At 65.4% G+C, this 16,238-nt stretch carries 20 protein-coding genes; 11 read left to right on the forward strand and 9 right to left on the reverse strand.

The features are described 5' to 3' along the window. The first annotated feature begins 91 nt into the window (after positions 1-91). Together JOF57_RS08815 and JOF57_RS08820 are read left to right on the forward strand one after the other, a co-directional pair. Positions 92-1,393, forward strand: coding sequence for a WGR domain-containing protein (locus JOF57_RS08815; protein ID WP_209915619.1), 1,302 nt, complete (start codon positions 92-94; stop codon positions 1,391-1,393). A 460-nt stretch (positions 1,394-1,853) separates the two neighbouring features. Beyond that, on the forward strand, positions 1,854-5,213 hold the full coding sequence (locus tag JOF57_RS08820; protein ID WP_209915621.1) for an NACHT domain-containing protein: 3,360 nt from the start codon (positions 1,854-1,856) through the stop codon (positions 5,211-5,213). Between the two features lie 33 nt (positions 5,214-5,246). On the opposite strand, the gene JOF57_RS30850 is transcribed toward JOF57_RS08820, so the two are convergent. Continuing rightward, a complete protein-coding gene (locus JOF57_RS30850) occupies positions 5,247-5,450 on the reverse strand; it encodes a hypothetical protein (protein WP_234937752.1) in 204 nt (67 codons plus the stop codon). A gap of 66 nt (positions 5,451-5,516) precedes the next feature. Here JOF57_RS30850 and JOF57_RS30855 point away from each other — a divergent pair, with 66 nt between their 5' ends. The 6 genes from JOF57_RS30855 to JOF57_RS08850 all read left to right on the forward strand — a co-directional run bounded on the left by JOF57_RS30855 (position 5,517) and on the right by JOF57_RS08850 (position 9,746). Further along, a complete protein-coding gene (locus tag JOF57_RS30855; protein WP_234937753.1) occupies positions 5,517-5,675 on the forward strand; it encodes a hypothetical protein in 159 nt (52 codons plus the stop codon). A 261-nt stretch (positions 5,676-5,936) separates the two neighbouring features. Continuing rightward, a complete protein-coding gene (locus JOF57_RS08830) occupies positions 5,937-6,197 on the forward strand; it encodes a hypothetical protein (RefSeq protein WP_209915624.1) in 261 nt (86 codons plus the stop codon). After that, positions 6,194-8,482 carry a Tox-REase-5 domain-containing protein gene (locus JOF57_RS30860; protein ID WP_307869983.1) on the forward strand — a complete coding sequence of 763 codons (2,289 nt, stop codon included), beginning with the start codon at positions 6,194-6,196 and terminating at the stop codon, positions 8,480-8,482. Before JOF57_RS08830 ends, JOF57_RS30860 begins: the two co-directional genes overlap by 4 nt. 12 nt (positions 8,483-8,494) lie before the next feature. Continuing rightward, complete coding sequence (locus JOF57_RS08840; protein ID WP_019348531.1) at positions 8,495-9,217, forward strand: hypothetical protein; 723 nt, start codon at positions 8,495-8,497, stop codon at positions 9,215-9,217. Positions 9,218-9,227: 10 nt separating this feature from the next. Continuing rightward, positions 9,228-9,593 (forward strand): DUF2185 domain-containing protein, encoded by a 366-nt coding sequence (locus tag JOF57_RS08845; protein ID WP_019348532.1) that lies wholly within the window; start codon positions 9,228-9,230, stop codon positions 9,591-9,593. A gap of 15 nt (positions 9,594-9,608) precedes the next feature. After that, positions 9,609-9,746, forward strand: coding sequence for a hypothetical protein (locus tag JOF57_RS08850; RefSeq protein ID WP_165588886.1), 138 nt, complete (start codon positions 9,609-9,611; stop codon positions 9,744-9,746). A 156-nt stretch (positions 9,747-9,902) separates the two neighbouring features. Here the strand turns inward: JOF57_RS08850 and JOF57_RS08855 are convergent, their stop codons facing one another. Further along, on the reverse strand, positions 9,903-10,814 hold the full coding sequence (locus JOF57_RS08855) for a hypothetical protein (RefSeq protein ID WP_070945704.1): 912 nt from the start codon (positions 10,812-10,814) through the stop codon (positions 9,903-9,905). Positions 10,815-10,997: 183 nt separating this feature from the next. Between JOF57_RS08855 and JOF57_RS08860 the strand changes: the two genes are divergently transcribed. Beyond that, positions 10,998-11,285, forward strand: coding sequence for a hypothetical protein (locus JOF57_RS08860; RefSeq protein ID WP_043371028.1), 288 nt, complete (start codon positions 10,998-11,000; stop codon positions 11,283-11,285). Positions 11,286-11,334: 49 nt separating this feature from the next. Further along, entirely contained in the window at positions 11,335-11,514 is a 180-nt protein-coding gene (locus JOF57_RS08865) for a hypothetical protein (RefSeq protein WP_131827525.1), read from the forward strand. Between the two features lie 145 nt (positions 11,515-11,659). Here JOF57_RS08865 and JOF57_RS08870 read toward each other — a convergent pair whose 3' ends face one another. Genes JOF57_RS08870 through JOF57_RS30865 form a run of 3 tightly spaced genes read right to left on the reverse strand, consistent with a single transcriptional unit; the run spans position 11,660 to position 12,875 of the window. Continuing rightward, on the reverse strand, positions 11,660-11,809 hold the full coding sequence (locus JOF57_RS08870) for a hypothetical protein (protein WP_019348820.1): 150 nt from the start codon (positions 11,807-11,809) through the stop codon (positions 11,660-11,662). A gap of 24 nt (positions 11,810-11,833) precedes the next feature. Further along, positions 11,834-12,388: a PIN domain-containing protein gene (locus tag JOF57_RS08875; protein ID WP_131823401.1), complete on the reverse strand. Its 555-nt coding sequence runs from the start codon at positions 12,386-12,388 to the stop codon at positions 11,834-11,836. A gap of 52 nt (positions 12,389-12,440) precedes the next feature. Continuing rightward, the gene (locus JOF57_RS30865) at positions 12,441-12,875 is read right to left on the reverse strand and encodes a helix-turn-helix domain-containing protein (protein WP_019349036.1); all 435 of its coding nucleotides are present in this window, start codon (positions 12,873-12,875) and stop codon (positions 12,441-12,443) included. A gap of 435 nt (positions 12,876-13,310) precedes the next feature. Between JOF57_RS30865 and JOF57_RS08885 the strand changes: the two genes are divergently transcribed. Continuing rightward, positions 13,311-13,508, forward strand: a complete 198-nt coding sequence (locus JOF57_RS08885) for a hypothetical protein (RefSeq protein ID WP_019348779.1) — start codon at positions 13,311-13,313, stop codon at positions 13,506-13,508. Between the two features lie 343 nt (positions 13,509-13,851). Here JOF57_RS08885 and JOF57_RS08890 read toward each other — a convergent pair whose 3' ends face one another. The 4 genes from JOF57_RS08890 to JOF57_RS08905 form a co-directional block, all read right to left on the reverse strand. Next, positions 13,852-14,184, reverse strand: a complete 333-nt coding sequence (locus JOF57_RS08890; RefSeq protein WP_131823400.1) for a hypothetical protein — start codon at positions 14,182-14,184, stop codon at positions 13,852-13,854. Between the two features lie 67 nt (positions 14,185-14,251). Further along, complete coding sequence (locus tag JOF57_RS08895; RefSeq protein WP_043368406.1) at positions 14,252-14,728, reverse strand: hypothetical protein; 477 nt, start codon at positions 14,726-14,728, stop codon at positions 14,252-14,254. 55 nt (positions 14,729-14,783) lie between these two features. After that, positions 14,784-15,785 carry a hypothetical protein gene (locus JOF57_RS08900; protein WP_019345321.1) on the reverse strand — a complete coding sequence of 334 codons (1,002 nt, stop codon included), beginning with the start codon at positions 15,783-15,785 and terminating at the stop codon, positions 14,784-14,786. After that, positions 15,782-16,234: a hypothetical protein gene (locus JOF57_RS08905; RefSeq protein WP_019345320.1), complete on the reverse strand. Its 453-nt coding sequence runs from the start codon at positions 16,232-16,234 to the stop codon at positions 15,782-15,784. The genes JOF57_RS08900 and JOF57_RS08905 overlap by 4 nt, the downstream gene beginning before the upstream one ends. Positions 16,235-16,238: the final 4 nt, after the last annotated feature.

The following is a 16,238-nucleotide window of genomic DNA, read 5'->3' on the forward strand; positions in this document are numbered from 1 at the left end:
CACGACCAAGCCGCGTTGGCGGTCTTGTGTGACTACTTGTCAGACCCGTCCATTAATCTCTATTTTAGAGATAACCAGACAGGGAGAAAACATGACCACCGCCACGACACCCACCAATGCAGTCGAGACCGTGACCCTGATCCAGGTCAACGCGGCCGGCAACAACAACAAGTTCTACGAGCTGTCGAGGATGCCTGACGGATCGACACTGGCACGGTGGGGCCGCATCGGCGCTGGCAACGCCCAGACCCGCACCTACCCCGGACACGGCAGTTTCCAGGTCAAACTCAATGAGAAGCTGCGCAAGGGCTACACCGTGTTCGACGGAGCCTCCACCCGGGCGTGCAAACCTCGCGCAGCAAACGGCGCGTTGCGCCGCCACGTCGCTGCCGGTCTGTTCCCCGGTGCCGTGCCATCGACGTCAGCCGAGCTGCTGGACCAGCTGGTCCGCTACAACAGGCACGCTATCGACAGCGCCACCGGTGGCCGAATCACGGTCAGCGACAGCGGATCGGTGACTACCGCACTGGGACCCGTGTCGCTTGACCAAGTCACCGCGGCGCGGTCAGCACTCGCCCAGCTGCGTTCCGGATACGACCGCTGGGCAGTGGAGAAGTACCTGACGTTGATCCCGCAGAAAATCGCCAACGTTCGCGAGACGGACTGGGTGACGCCCGCATGGTGCCGACAGCAGGACGACCTACTTGACGCGTTGGAATCGGCGGTCGTCATGTCAGCCGCGGCTGCCGACGACGAGGCTGAGAATGTGGCAATCCCGTTCCGTCACACGATGACCGAGCTGGGAACGGGGGATGAGGATTTCGCACGCATTGCTGCGAAGTTCGACCATTCTCGCAACTCCATGCACGCTGCGAACCGGCTCAAACTGCGCCGTGTGTGGACGCTCGTCGACGGCCACAGCGCAGCCTGGGACGCCCGTAAGGACTCCCTCAAGCACACGCGTGAGTTGTGGCACGGCACCACTACGGGGAATGTGCTGTCGATCTTGCGTACCGGCTTGATCTGCCCACCGTCGACGGCAGGTGCCTACAACACGACCGGCCGCATGTTTGGCGACGGCGTCTACTTCTCCGACCAGTCAACGAAAAGCCTCAACTACGCGATCGGCAGTGCCCCTGGGCAACGAGGTCGTGGTGGACAGGGCAATCCTCTGATGTTCCTCGCCGACGTGGTGATGGGCCGGGAATGCCGCTCTACTGCGGGCGCATATGGGTCTGATCTGGTACGCAGATCCCGCACCGGCACCGACGATAAAGGCCGCAAGTTCGACTCGCTCTACATCCGTGGCGGCCACTGCGGTGTACTCAACAACGAGATGATCGTCTGGCGCACCGATCAGATCAAGCTCACCCATCTGTGCGAGTTCCAATGAGCTCGTCGCAGTAGTGTCCCGATTCGAACCGCCAACCAGAGCGCAGCGGCGTGCTGGACGCTAATCGCAGCAGCCTGTGCCACTCGCGTTCTCCAGCCAGGTACTCCTCCACCTCGGGCGGCAACTGCGGCCCCGTCAGATCCTCCGCGTATTCGTCCACAACCAGTTGGACGCGCCCCGGCCGCGATCGGTTCCACTGAGTTTTGGACCCGTCCACGCGAAATCAGCGTCGGAGCCATCCCCGGCGCGGCGGTGCGCGCCGAGTTGCGCGGGGTGGCGCGCGAGTGGTGCGGGGTGGCGCGCGAGTGGTGCGGGGGGTGACGCGGAGGCGTAGGCCGCCACGAGTGGCACGGCACGGTAGATGCAGAATCATGTCGGGTGTCCGGGTTGAATGGAAACGAGCATTCGAGATCCCGACGACAGTGGCAACACGATCGGGTTGGAGCAGAGGAGTCCGCCCGTGCCCGAGAGCCGACATCGGTACCTCTACGAGCGCCTGGGCGACCACGACTTCCAACAGCTAGCCAGCGCGCTGCTGGCGAACCAGTTCCCGAACTACATTCCGATGGCGCTGCGGCAGGCCGACGGAGGCCGGGACGGTCTACGCAAGCTCGACGCCTCGAAGGTGATGGTCTACCAGGTCAAGTGGTCGGTGAACGGCAAGGAGAAGGACCCGGTCAGTTGGCTGGACGGCATCGTGAGGTCCGAGGAGGCGAGTCTCCGACGCCTTGCAGAGCAGGGCGTACGTAACTACGTCCTGGTCACCAATGTGGGAAGCACTGCCAAGCCAGAGTCGGGCACCTTCGACCGGTTGAACACGAAGCTCGAAGAGCACGAGAAGAACTTCGGCTTCGACCAGATGACCGTGATATGGCGCGAGGCGCTGGATCCGTGGGTCGACAACGCACCGACGGAGACCAAGTGGGCCTACGCCGACATGCTGGCTGGCTGGGACCTCGTCAGGTACCTCGTCGCTGAACACGTCGGAACGAGTAAGGACAAGGCCCACCGTGACCTCATCCGTAAGGTTGCCGCAGCTCAGTGGGAGGACGACAAGCGGGTCAAGTTCAGCCAGTCCGATGTGGATCGAGAGCAGGTTGTGGACCTCTTCGTTGACGTCACCGCGGACCGGGTACACGCAACGGCGAACAGCCGTGCGCACGCACACCTGCCAGATTCGGTCGGTGGGGCTGCCGCCTATCTGGTCCGTGCGACGGCGCCGTTCACGTTGGTGCGCGGTGCCCCTGGGCAGGGCAAGTCGACCCTGAGCCAGTTCGTTTCCCAGGCGCATCGGATGTCGTTCATCCCGGAGTCGGAACGCCCCGAGTCGATGCGCGAACTGGAGATTCCTCGATTCCCGATCAGGCTGGATCTCAGCGACTACGCGCTCTGGCTAGCTGGGCACGATGTGTGGGATCACACGGACGATTCCAAGTCCAAGGGCAAGGCACGTAAGGGCGAGCAGGCGACCATCGAGTGCTTCCTCGCCGACCTGATGGCGAACGAGAGCGGTGGACTGGCCGTCGATGCGAAGACAGTGCAGGACATCTTCGAGCGTGTTCCGAGCCTCGTTGTCCTCGACGGGCTCGACGAAGTCGGCAGCGCCACGATGCGCAACCGAGTCGTCGGGGCGATCGACAAGTTCGTCAGCCGCGGCAAGGCGTACGTCGACCCGCCCAAGGTAGTCGTCACCACACGGCCGAGTGCGGGTGAGCTTCCGGAGCCGTCACTCGACTTGTTCGAGGTCGTCACTCTCAACCCGCTGACGGGACAGCAGCGGGCCGATTACCTGCGCAAGTGGTGCTTCGTTCGGGGCATCCGGAGCGGCGACGGCCGCGCGCTCCGAAGGAGTTTCAACGAGAAGAGCCGAGAGCCCTACATCCATGAGCTCGCCGGCAACCCCATGCAGCTGACGATCCTCCTGGACCTCCTCCATCAGCAGGGTGCCGCCACACCCACCCAGCGGACCGACCTCTACGACAAGTACGTCGACCTGCTCCTGGCGAGAGAGGCGAACAAGCACCCCAAGGCCGTGAAGGATCACAAGGAGGAACTCCTCGAGATCATCCCGTTCCTCGGCTGGTACCTCCACGCGAACACCGAGGAGTTTCAGATCAACGGCCGCATGAGCGTCGACGAGTTGAAAGAGGCGATGCGTCACTTCCAGCGCACGTACGGCAAACGTGAGTCCGTCGTCGATCAGCTCTTCGAGGGTGTCAGCGACAGACTCTGGGCGCTGACGAGCAAGGTGGATGGCAGCTATGAGTTCGAGGTCTTGTCGCTTCGTGAGTACTTTGCAGCGCGGTTCCTGTACCGCAACGCGGGAGAGGACAACCCCGACTTCGACAGCACGACAGTGCTTCGGGAGCTTCTGCGGCGCCCGTACTGGCTCAACACCGCCAGGTTCTACGGAGGCAACGCGAAAGGCAGCAGTCTCTACGCTCTCACTGCTGGGATCGAGCAGGAGCTGGCGCAGACCTCGGCACCTGCGTCGTACCTCGCCGCGTGGGCACTGTTGACGGACGGGGTATTCGTAAGCCGACCACGCGAGGCACGCAAGGTGTTGACCGCGCTCTGCTCCGATGAGGGGATCGCGATCCTGTTATCCGCACTCGACCGGCGCGACATCGTCGCCCTCCCCGAATTACCAGACCTCCCCGCCGAGGACGGTGCTGATCCGACCTGGACGCGCCTAACGACTTTGATCAGCAACGACCCGACCGCCGCGGAGAACCCGCAGCGCATACGCGTTCTACGAGAACTGCTCAACCAGCGCAGCGAGTTCGCTGCCTGGTGGTTCGAACAGCTCACCGGAGCGATAGGCACGCCACAGCAGAACGCATGGCTTGCAATCGGGGCCGGGTGCGAAGCTGGTGCTGGGACCACCGCGGCATTCGAGAACATGTACCTCTCCGACGGCGCCGCCGAACTTTTCCTCAGCACGGGCCTTGCTCCGGACCCCGGCAGTGCGTTCGAAGCAGCACTACTCGCGGCAGTACTAGATGGTGAGTGTCCTTACGTCACGTCGACCCGGTCCATGCCGGCGCAGGTCGCAGTCGCTCTTGCTCCAGGCGAATTCCTGACAAGTTCCGATACTGGGTTCAGCGCTGGTGATGACCGAGCGAGGCGTCGCAGAACCGAAGCGCTCAACCAGCTTCGGAAGGGAGCGTCTCCCTGGGAGAAGATCGGGAAGCAGCGCGCATTCAAGGCCGGCCATAAGGGCAGCACGTTCCCATGGGCGAATACTGCCTCCGCCGTGTACGAGCACACCGGCCGCGGCTGGATTGCGTCAGAGATCGCGATCATCGGCGCCGCGTCGCCGCTCCGGCTCGCGTACTCGAAGTGCGCCGGCGCGACGGCGTTCGGCGCTGCGAGCCACCCCGCCGAACTACTTGCTCAGACACGAGCCAACGAGGGCAACGCCGACTGGTGGCGCGAGCAGCTGGCGGCCATCGACGACGACCTCTCCCGAGCCGAATGGACGCTCGCACTGTGGGCTACCGCATCGGGCGACGTCGTCTCCGAGCTGCTCCCCGAGATGACCGAAGTCCTCGCGCAGCTTCCGACGACGCGGCGGCGTACGGTTCTTCGCGCAGCGGAACAGATCGCACGATTCGGATGGCTGAGGAAGCGCCCCGTGAATGTCGACATCGCCGACGCCGAGCTGGCGACGTTGAACCAGCTCCGAGTGCAGACGGTGAAGGTCGGGGAAGGCGGACGTTCGACCAGCCCGCGAGACGTGACAGAGCAGCCTTCACTTCGCAGCGTGGCGAGGACCGAGAAGTGGCTGAAGGTTGACGCGAAGCCTGTCTACCGGTAGCTCGTAAGGAGCTCCGCGACTTGCACGAGCAGCCTAGTAGTCCATCGCGTCGTCCGACTCGTACAGCGCCTTCGCGTCGGCTCCGTCGCGAACGTCCTTCCGCACCGACTCCTTGGTCAGGTCCAGCACCCGTAGCTTGTCGCCGACCTTCGCCACAGCCTCAATGCGGCCGTACTCGGAGCCGAACGTCTCCGCGAAGTCGGCGAGCCCTCGCAGCTTGGGCATCGCGTGGGACATGTGGTGCCCGCGCGGCGGGAGAAGAACAGGAAGTCAGGCCGCAGCGCCTTAAAAGCGCAGCTCGACATGTCGCGGTACGCGATCGCCAGCGAGTCCTTCGCGGTGCGCGACGGGTTGCGCCACCAGGCGACGAAACCCGAGGCCTTCATCTCCTGCGTCAGTACGAGCGTCTCCCAGCCGTTGAGTGTGGTCGGCACGTCACCGTTCTCGTCGCACAGCAGGTGATGCTTCTGCATCGGCAGGTCGGATTCGCTGCCTGGCGGCGTCGCGGACCTTGGTGTCGGGGCCAGGTACGTCTCCGCTGAGGCCGGCAGCCTCGGCCTGGGCAGATCCTCCGAGAACTCGTCCACAACACGGTTAGACACGCCGCGGTTCGATCAGTTCCACTCGGTTCCGAACCCGCCCCGCACCTCCAATCTCGTGTCACGTCCCCCAGCAATCGTGAGGTAGCCTCACGACCAGGTGTTCGCCGGTTGGGGGATTGGCATGGCAAACAAACTGAACGTGAACTCTGACGGCCTGCGGGCGGCGGCCGCCGACAGCGATGTCGCTACCGCTGCACTGGCCGGCGAGGGCGGGACGTCCAGCAACGTCGGCATCGCCGCGATGGACGCGGCGCTGTCCTCGCTACGCCGACGCCAGGCCGACCGGATCAGCGGCCAGGCCGGCGACCTGTCCACCGGTGGTGCCCGCTACGACACCACCGACGGAGACGGCGGCGATGCCATCACCACGGTGAGCGTGTGAGCGCTGCTCCCTCCGGCCGGTTCACCACACGTTCGGAGATCGAGGACCTCACCACGTCCGACTTCTCGGACGCTGCAGCACGGTGGCGCACCGCGGCAGACCAGTCCGACGAGGTGTTCGACCGGCACCGCCAGAACATCGCCTCGCCGGGCGGAACCACCTGGGAGGGTGACGCCAAGGACGCGGCGTTGGATTGTGCGACCGCGGACGGTGTGGTGGCCGGTGACCAGAACGGAGTCGTGCGCGAAGCCGCCGGCATCGCCGAGGACGCCGTCACCGACATCAACGCGGCCCAGCGCGAGGTGGTGGCCGCGATCACCACCGCGGAGAACGACGGGTTCACGGTGAGCGAAGACCTCAAGGTGACCGACGCACGCAAGTACGACATCAACACGATCGCCGAGCGGAACAAGGCCGCTGCCGAGCATGCGGAGGACATCAGGTGGTACGCCGAACGGCTGGGCCAGACCGTGGCCTTCGCGGAGGGGCGGCTGCAGGCGAAGGCCGGTGAGCTGGAAGGGATCCGGTTCGAAGGCGAGGGTGAGGGACGCGACGGCGAGGGCGAGGGACGCGACGGCGAGCCCACGGTGCAGCTCGTCGACAACAAGGTTCAGGACAAGCCGAGCGACGATGGCAAGGGCGAGAAGCCCGGTGCGGCACCCGGGCAGATCGGCCCCTTCGCGGTACCCAAGTCCGTAGAGGACGCGGCGAAGAAGGATGGGCTGAAACCCGAGGAGAAGCCCGCCGCGAGTGACGTCGGCGGTGATCTCGGAGACCTGCTGGGTGTCAACGACCCTCCGGCCGCCGGAGCAGAACCGAAGCCCTCGGCGCCGCCGATAAGCCCGCAGGCAGTCGAACAGTTCAAGTCCCAGGCTCGGAACCTATTACGGCAGCAGGGCGTACCACCGGACCAGATCGAGTCGCAGGTCAACGCCATGGTGGCCGACGCGCAGCGGATGAACGCCGCGCTCGCGGACTCAGCTGCTCACACCCCGGCCAAGCCGGACACCACGCCGGGTCCCGCCCCCGTCGACACTCGCAGCTTCGGCGAGAAGCTGGGAGATGGGTTCAACAACTTCGTCAAGGAAGCCCACGACCAGTTCTATAACCGCCTCGACTCCACGGTGGAGACGCTGCAGAACCTCACCGGCACGGGTGGTGAGGGCCGCCCCGGCGTCCTCGAGTCATGGCAACAGCTGGGGGAAGCGGCCGTCGAGAACCATATGAAGGATCCGCTGCATCTGCGTGACCCGATGGGGCCTCTGGGACCGTGGGGCGCCGTCAACGGGGTCGTGGACGACATACCGGAGATGATCGAGAACCCGGGCAAGCACGCCGGCGACGTGTTGTTCGACGCCACCGCCATGGCCGCCACGGCGCCGCTGGGCGCGGAGGGGTTGCTGGGCAAGTCGATGCTCCCCGAGCTGGGTGCGCTGGAACGTGGCGTGCTGCCCGAGGTAGGTGCGCTGGAACGTGGCGTGGTGCCGGTCGTCCCGCACACGGCCGAACCGCCGGTGGTTCCGCACACAGCTGAGCCGCCCGTGGCGCCCCGCACCGCAGAAGCGCCTCCGATCCCGCACAGCGCCGAGCCGGTCGCTCCCCACACTGCGGAGCCGCCACCCGTCCCGCACACGGCAGACCCGCCGGCCGGGCACCACACGCCTTCCGCCGACGCGCCAGTGGAACACTCTGCGCCGGCGCCCGATACCCCGGCACACCACGTCCCCGACCAGGTGCCGACCCACCGGCCACCAGCGCCCGACACTTTCGACCCGGGCCAAGGGTTGCACTACCCTTCCGCCGACTCCCACCACCCCGGCATGTGGCCGCCGCAGACGCCCGACATCACCTACAACAAGGCCGAGGGGCAGTCGGGCTGGACGCATATCCAGCACAACGTCGACAAGGACTGGCTGCCCTACCAGGGCCAGATCGGAGGTGTCGAGCGCACACCCGAGGGCGCGATGCCCGAGTGGAGTCAGATCAACCCTGAAACGGGTGCGAAAGTCGATTTCGACGGACACGACTACCGCGGCCCCCAGGAGGTGTTCCTCGAAGCCAAGGACGGGTTCCGGGGCTTGGCGTTCGCGCCGGACAACTCCTACTGGGAAGGGCGAGCGGAGAAAGCACTCGCCCAGGTCCAACGGCAGCTCGAGGCGATCCCTCCAGATGCCGTGCTGGAATGGCACGTGTCGGACCCCTACGGGGCGGCTGCACTTCGGCAACTGTTCCAGGACCGCCAGATCTACGACGTCGACGTGTTCTACACCCCGAAAGCACCATAGGATTCAGAGACGATGAGTACCGCCGTCACAGCCCCGGTGTGGGGCAATCAGCGCGCGAATGTCCGCGCGATCCGCGTAGCTGCTGGTGAGTCGCCGGAATCGATCGCGGCCCGCACTGACGCACTGCTGCGCGAGTTGAAAGCAGCGTTCGACGTACCGGAATGGCGGCTGACTAGCGGTCAGGTGTGGGAGGGCTCCCCAGATGCGCTAGTGGACCTCGTGCGTAGCAACCCCGTGCGTGAACTTGTCGGCGGGTCCGAGGAGATCGGGGAGGCCCTGCAGGGCGAGGGGTACTCGTTCGTGCTGTCCGGTGCTGGGGGGCGCGTTTCCCCGCGGGTCTGGATCGCAGCTGGGAACCCCGTCGTCGGACGGAGGCTACCGACCCACCATCTGCTCCTTGAACTCCGTGAGATGTACGTCGGCGCCATTACCGCGGGCGACGGCGACGCTGCGTGCGCCGCGGTCGCGCAGACGTGGGAGTCTGCCACGTTCACTCTGTCCGACGACCCGGTTCGTCAGCTCGCGCGGCGGGGCAACTGGAAGATCGGCATCGGCTACCGCACCTGGATCAGCTCCGAGGTCGGGATGGTCAGTCGGGTCGCGCACGGGCTCACCGCGTCGGAACTGGCTGGGGGAATGTTGATCTCGGCGCCGGACGACTGGGCGGCCGAGCGGGTGGTCGCCGCGATGACGGAGACGCTCGCCGCGAACGGTCTCGACGAAGTGCCGCACTAGGCCAGCTGCGGTGACCAGGTATATCGAGTTCATCCCCCACGCCGGCGCGTGCTTGGCGACGACCAACGTCATGGACCGCCGGGGCAAGGTGCGGTGGATGGTGAGGGTGCCGTCCACCGGCGGTGCGGACAACGGCTGGCAGATCATGAGCCACATCGACACCACCGAGTACCTCACCGACAAGAGCAACTGGCGGATCGTCGCGTTCAACGATGTGTGCAACATCGAACCAGCACTCATAGGTATCTATGACTTCCCGGTCGGATCCGACCTGCAGATCGTGCGAGACGAACGCGGCATCAGCATCTACGACACACCGACAGGACGGCAGATCCCCGTTGAGGACTTCTACGTGCCACCTCAGTTCCGAGACTGAGCGCGACCGAGAGGCATGGCGATGTCCTACATGGCGGGACAGCTGCTCTTCTTCGCGGTCGTCGCGGCGCTGATCGGCGGCGTGATCTTGGCGGTGGTGTTGCGCAAACCGCGCCCGCCGCTTGAGGAAGCGGACGACGAAGACGACGAGTGATGAGTCGATTGCGCAATAGGCCGCCCGCGGGCTCGGATTCCCTTCCTGCCGTACAGTCCACCCCTGCCAGAGCCAGGGGTGTTGGCTCGGCGTAGAGCGCTTGGTACTCCGCCGGGATCGGCACGAAATGATCATCGCGGTCACTGCGTGCAGCTGCTATCCAGGTAGGTCGACGAAGAACTGCCGGGTTGCTGGCCAGACTGCTGATGGATCTTGCTGGCCACTAGCCGCCGCGTCGCTGTCGTAGCTGCGCGCGCCGGCGAACGTCGACGGCACTGTCTGCAGTGCAGCGCCCCCAAATATTGGGCCCGGGGACGGCATCGCCTGGGGTGCGGATCGATTGGCGGCGTTCAGCGCATATGCCACCGAGCGGGAGAGCCCGGGATAGGGATCGACCCCCGGCGGCAACAGGCGGCCCTGCCTGCGCAGCGTGTCGATCACAGCCATGAGCGCAGTGCGGCCGGCTTCGGCGGTGAGACTGTCGACCTGCAATGAGAAAACCAGATCGGAATCGGCCAGCGCGGTGGCCTGTACATCGGTCACTTCACGGTCCTGCAGGCGCGCAGGACGAGAGCCACACAGCGTCACTGGCTGGTGTATTTGGTCGGTTCGGCTCGACCAAACCGTGGTGAAAACGCGTACGGTGTCGGGTATTTCGGTGCTGTCGATGGTGACGACGGATTCCTCGATATCCGCATCGGGTGCGATGGCGCTAGCCACGCGCAGGTACTCGCTCGCGCGTGCCGGGTCAGTGAACATCGCGTCGACGGCGGCGCCCGCGGGTTCGTCAAACGGGTCGCCGCAGCGGGTGATGACGCGCACCTGCTGGCCGGCGAGCAGATCCGCCGGGCACGTCGCGTAGCCGGCGGATGCCAGCGCGGACATCACGACGTGGGAGTACGGGATGGCGAGGTCAGCCGCGATGCGGCGCAGCGTCTCCGGGGCGGGGAGGCTCGCCTTCCATCGAGTCACGGTGAGTCGGTTCACGCCGATGCGGTCGGCGAACGCTGTCACTGTCTCATCGCGTGCGTCCAGGATCCGATTGATCAACTCAAGCAGATTCTCCATGTGACGCAGCGTAACGCAATGCATATCATAAGATGCGGATTGCACATCGCACGATGCGCAAGAAGTTATGCAGCTGCGTGCGATCGCGCGCATGGACGCCGCGATTTCAAAAGGTATGTGCAGCCCGCCGACCACCGCGCCACCACCTTCCAGGGCCGCGGCACGCCGTTACTGTCCCGGCCCATGCGACTGCATCACATCTGCGAGGCGTGCGGGACCGAAGCGATCCTCGACTCGGAGGCGGCGTTCACTGCCGGATGGGATTACCCGCCGCGGATGGGCCAGTTCGGTGTGATCGGCCCGCGCGTCTGCCCGAACTGCGCCATCAACCGCACCGTGTGGTGGGCGCTGGCCATGGAGGGCTACACCGCCGACATGCTCAATCCGCAGCAACAGGCGGTGATTGCACGGATCCAGGCCGAGCCGGGGTCGATACTGACGTCCGACGGCGACGGTCAAGAGACATGCTGACCGCGCCGCTCAGGGCCGCGAACGACGAGCCCGGCACATGCTCTCCGACATGGCTTTCGAGATTCCGAACAACATCCCCGCTCAGATAACGATCGTCAAGCGGGCCAAACGCGGCGATACCGAGGCAATCGGTGCGATCGAAGCGCTGCCTGAAGGTGTGTGGATGCGTCAGGCATTGGCTGACCCTAACTGGCCACGTCTGCGAACCCGGGTAGACCCTGTGTACTGAACCCCGCCGCGGCTGCCGCATCTTCGGGCAGCGGCGCGTCGGCCGGCATCCGTACCTGGCGATCGGTGATCATGCAGTACGACGCATGCTCGCGCACTCGCCAGCGAAAACTGGACTGCATACCGGAGCGGTCGTGGAGCTCCCACTACTTCGCGTTGACGGTGTCGAGTTCGATGTCGAATCCCCGCTCGGTGGGCGACACCTTGTACTGGGAGTCTTCGGCAGCGGAAGCCACCACATCACCGAACGCGCTCACCAGGAAGCCTGCTGCGGCAGAGCAGACTGAGGTGTCCACGGTGCGGGTGTATGTCGTCGCCCGCTATCCGAACAGCTCTTGAAGCCGCTGCTGGACCCTGTCTGCGAACACCGATGCTCCGGCCAGGCTGAGAGCGTAAGGAAGCGGCCGGCGCCCGGGTTTGGCGCTCCAATACGCATGCTGTTTGGCGGTTACCCGCCGGACCAGTCCCGGCGAAGAGTCGTCGACCAGAGTCAAGAAAGTGTCGGCGGTGTGCGTCTCGAACTCGAGGTCATCGTTTCCTGCCAGGCGCTCAAACTTGGCATCGTCAGTCACGAGGTAGCCGACACAGCCAGAGGCGGCTGCATTCACGACATGCCAATCGTGGCGATCCGGGTGATCGCGGTTGGTGATCTCAAAGCCGTCGATCCGGCCGTCAGGGAAGAGCTCGCGGATGCGGTCGAACCGCGCCGTCAGGTACCCGTCAGAGATCTCGGGTTTGTTCTTGCGAAGGTGATATCTCGCCTCCGCGAGCACATCCTCGGTCCACACGACCTCGTACATGTTCCCGTAGACGCTAAGCATGCTGACCCAGTCGAGCAGCGTCCTCGAATAGATCACGTTGGCATCGATCAGCACACGTACCACGGGCATAGGTGGGACCGTACCGGATGCCTGAACTGCTGAACTGCTAAGTGTCCAGGCCCATTTCCTCATCGAGATCCCGGAGCGCAGACAGAGCTGCCAGCTGCTGCGCGCGTCTACGCTCACGGAACTTTTGGACATCCTCGGCGTGCAGACGTGCGTGGCTTCCGACTCTGTGTGCTTCGATGTCGCCGCGCCGGATCATTTTCATCAGCGTCGTCCGCGACACCCCAAGCTGTCCTGCAGCTTCAGTCGTGGTCAGCTCTGCGGGGAGCATGCCCACGGTGACCGTGCCTCCGGCCGAAACCGTGGAGATGATCTGGCCCAGTAGGTCAGCCAGTTCACGGGGAAGCTTGATCGGTTTGCCGCTGACGGGCAGGACTGCGAGGGCATCGGAGTGTTCGATCCGTCGCTCAGCCTCTTTGGCCTGTTCAACCGCCTGCTGCTCGACCACAATCGAGCGCTGCAACGTAGCGGTCACGGTGCACCTCCTTCATCCTTTAACCAGGCTAGGGGGTGTCACTTGTAAGTGCAACCCCGTTGCGATGCAGAACACCGACCATCCGTTCAACATTCCAGTTCCTACCCGGGAACAGGACGTGACATACTTCTGACCAGCCACAATGGGGCACGCAGCGCCGATCGGTGCGCGCCGGGACGGAGCCGACGGAAGCGGTTCCGGCGTCGATCCTGGACCGGAGCACAGTCACTCGAGGTTTATCGGCGGTGACCGACGGGAATTTCCATTCCCGCAGCGAGTCCAGAGAAAGCGCTGGTGAGCGCGTCTTGGGTGCACGATGCAGGGGAGTAACCGCCGGTCAACCGCGGTGCGGGCTGGTGGCGGCTCAAGGTTGGTGCCCGGGGTGGGGGCTAGACGTTGGCCGCCGTGTCCTAAAAGTGTGTGACTATCCCGGCCATGAGCATGATCGCACTCCTCCTCATCCTCGTGGCCGGGATCGCCGTCTGCTTTTTGATTGTTGGTTGGCGACGTAGCGACGAGGTGGCCACCGCTATCGGCGTCCTGCTGCTTTTCGCACTCGCGTTCGTCGGCCTTCCCGTCGCCATGTCCGACGACCCGCCACCTCAGCGGCCGGCGCAGGTCTCAACCCGCTAAACGCACGAACCTTGAGCTGAGCCGTGCCGAGGAGGTGCCACCAGCGCCATCCGAGGCGGTCGACCCGGCTATGTGGAGAGTTGCCGACCTGTTGACCGCGCGCCCGGACAGACAAGCGGTGCCCGGGTGTGGTTCCGGCGCATGAATCGGGGTGGAACCGATCACCCGCGGCGTGCGTCTAGACCGGTGTGGATGAGTACGCGGAGGATCTGCCGGGGCCGCGACTGCCGCCCGCGGTGGAGACGTACTTGGCTGGGGAGCGAGCCTGGCACAGGCTGCTGCGGGGGACGGGCGCGGTGACGGGGAAGGAGTCGGCCGAGGCGCTGTCGCGGTGGTTGGAGGCTTAGGCCTCGGGCACCAGTTCGGCGGCATCGTCGGGCTTGGCTGTGAGCAGCGCCGTGATCGGTACTCCGACTAGATCCTCCAACTCGGCTTGACGATCACCGGACAGCCGCGCCCACACCTGGTCGAACGGATGCCATGGCCTGTCACCTGGGTGGGCGCTGGCGCCCCACTCGCCCCAGTGGTCGGTACGCAGCTGCTCGCGGAACGTCTCCTCAGGCTCCCCGGAAATGAACAGCAGCAGGTCGTCGTCCACCCTCGCGGGCACCGGGGTGAAGCCGCGCGCTGTGATGTCGCCGGGATCGACCAGCCACTCGGGTGTCTTGCGGAACAAGCGGTGCTCCTGCACCACTGCGTCCGGGTCACCCGACTCGATCGCGGCGAGGAAGCGCTCTGCGGCCTTACGGCCGCTCTGCGGCCTTACGGCCGTGTCGATTGCGAATCGCCCCGAGCGGCGCCATCGCCTCCAGCACTGCCGGCGGGTCGGCCAGTCGCTGCGCGAGTACCCACAGGTGCCCCTCGTCCGACATGTTCCAGTCCCACCCGAGTTCCGGGTGACGGATTCGGTACACGGCCCACAGCGTCTCCCAGGTGGCCTCCGGTGCCCGGTCGGCCCAGCTGCCGGCCTTCACCTGGTTGCCGGTCGTGAACACGGTGTCCGTCCGCGGGTCGGCGAACACGAATCTGTTGTACGCCTTGAGATCTGCCCTCAGCGCGTCCACCGTGACGTTGTGGTCGGCGGCGACGGCCTCGATCAGCTCTGACACCGGTGAGGGCGCAAACCCGTCCCGCATGATCCGTTCCGCCAGCGAGACGCGGGTGCCGTGGTAATTCGGCACTTCGAGTTGAGCGACCTGGTCGGCCATGCTGATGTCCACGGGGACAGGGTTACTCATGACTGAGCGGCGTCGGCGGCCGGGGCGGCGGATTCGGTCACGGGTCGGGAATGACTTCTCGAACCGGCTGCGCCTGGAGAGCCGCGAGGGTGCGCGCAGGGTTCTGCACCAACTCCGCGAGCAAGCGGAACATGTGGTGTGCGGCGACTCGGTCGCTGCGGCTGTACCTTCGTGCGTCCAGCAACTTCGAGCGTGTTCGGTAACCAGCCAGTGGCACATGCTCGTTCGTCATCGCCCGCTTGTACCGGTCCTCGGTCGCCCACATCGCCTGATCGCACTCGTGGTCCGCATCGGCGATCGCGGCGATCTCCGGGGTCCGCCGCATCAGCAGGTCCATGCGACGGAGCCCCTCGGTGGACGGCCGCCGGGCTTCCACCTCGTCGAGCTCGGCGGTGTAGCTGGCGAAGATCTCCCGGGAAGCCGCCGACTCCTCCGTGTCCAGGTTGAGCGGCACCGCGAGCGTCTGCACGTGCGTGATCACAGACGGCACCACCGCGAGCGAGATAGACCCGGGGTGCTCGTGCACGTTGACGTAGCGCACGACCCGGTAACCCGCCTCGTAGAGCGCGCTGAGCCACACGTTGCCCATGAAGTCGGTGGGCTCTTCGCCGAGAGGCGACATCTCGGCGAGTGGGCAGGAGATCCGGACGCGGTGCAAGTAGAACTGGCTGTCCGCGTCGCTCTGATTCTGCATGCGCCGGAACATGTTCTCGATCGCCGACTCGAAGGTGCCCAGGTGCGTTGCGCTCGCCGAGGGTGACTCGTCGGTCGGCGGCCAGTCCGCGCGCGTGCTGCTGTGGTACCAGGCCAGCCGCTCGATCACGTCGGGGTCCGTCGCCGCGTCGGCCAGGTCAGTGAGCGCCGGGTACTCCGTCCTCGCGGAGACGTCGTGTCCGGAAGAGCAGGTTCGGGATTGTCCTCTGTCGCGGTCCTCGAACGTCATGACCACGCGATCGCCGCACTGCGCGCACTCGAACCAGCAGGCGTCGTAGGAGAAGTCGATCGGCTGCTCGATTCCGTCGCTGACGAAATCGCTCATCGGGGCGGCTGGATGAACAGCGGGCGGGACCGCTTGGTGGGATGGATGTATCGCTCCCAGCCGAGAGACGCCCAGAAGCCGTCGGCGCCCTCGGAGTACGCGATCAGACGTCGGTCCGGGTTTCGTTCCTCCACACCGCGGATCACCTGGGTGCCGATCTTGCGCCCGCGCGCAGCGATCGCCACCTCGATCCGGTGAATCATCAGCCGCTCGGCTCCGACCACCGGCACTCCCGTGTAAGTCGGGTTGACATCGCCGCCCTCTGCGAACTGGACCCGAGCGACCTCCACGCCATCCTCGAGCACCTGCACGGACCACGGGTCGTCCAGGTGATAGGGGACCTCGTCCCACCATTGCGGGTTGTCGTAGGCGACCTCCACGTCGAACGGCGGCATCCACGAGTACCTGTCCGCGGAACCGCGGCGGCGATCAATGAACTCCAGGGTCATGGCG

This window comes from Mycolicibacterium lutetiense, from assembly GCF_017876775.1.
GTDB lineage: Bacteria > Actinomycetota > Actinomycetes > Mycobacteriales > Mycobacteriaceae > Mycobacterium > Mycobacterium lutetiense.

What these genes read in the sequence shown, in the direction of transcription:
- JOF57_RS08815 (WP_209915619.1), top strand. Translation starts at nt 92, where the DNA reads ATGACCACCGCCACGACACCCACCAATGCAGTCGAGACCGTGACCCTG.
- JOF57_RS30850 (WP_234937752.1), bottom strand. Translation starts at nt 5,450, where the DNA reads ATGTCCCACGCGATGCCCAAGCTGCGAGGGCTCGCCGACTTCGCGGAG.
- JOF57_RS30855 (WP_234937753.1), top strand. Translation starts at nt 5,517, where the DNA reads ATGTCGCGGTACGCGATCGCCAGCGAGTCCTTCGCGGTGCGCGACGGG.
- JOF57_RS08830 (WP_209915624.1), top strand. Translation starts at nt 5,937, where the DNA reads ATGGCAAACAAACTGAACGTGAACTCTGACGGCCTGCGGGCGGCGGCC.
- JOF57_RS08840 (WP_019348531.1), top strand. Translation starts at nt 8,495, where the DNA reads ATGAGTACCGCCGTCACAGCCCCGGTGTGGGGCAATCAGCGCGCGAAT.
- JOF57_RS08850 (WP_165588886.1), top strand. Translation starts at nt 9,609, where the DNA reads ATGGCGATGTCCTACATGGCGGGACAGCTGCTCTTCTTCGCGGTCGTC.
- JOF57_RS08855 (WP_070945704.1), bottom strand. Translation starts at nt 10,814, where the DNA reads ATGGAGAATCTGCTTGAGTTGATCAATCGGATCCTGGACGCACGCGAT.
- JOF57_RS08860 (WP_043371028.1), top strand. Translation starts at nt 10,998, where the DNA reads ATGCGACTGCATCACATCTGCGAGGCGTGCGGGACCGAAGCGATCCTC.
- JOF57_RS08865 (WP_131827525.1), top strand. Translation starts at nt 11,335, where the DNA reads ATGGCTTTCGAGATTCCGAACAACATCCCCGCTCAGATAACGATCGTC.
- JOF57_RS08885 (WP_019348779.1), top strand. Translation starts at nt 13,311, where the DNA reads ATGAGCATGATCGCACTCCTCCTCATCCTCGTGGCCGGGATCGCCGTC.
- JOF57_RS08900 (WP_019345321.1), bottom strand. Translation starts at nt 15,785, where the DNA reads ATGAGCGATTTCGTCAGCGACGGAATCGAGCAGCCGATCGACTTCTCC.
- JOF57_RS08905 (WP_019345320.1), bottom strand. Translation starts at nt 16,234, where the DNA reads ATGACCCTGGAGTTCATTGATCGCCGCCGCGGTTCCGCGGACAGGTAC.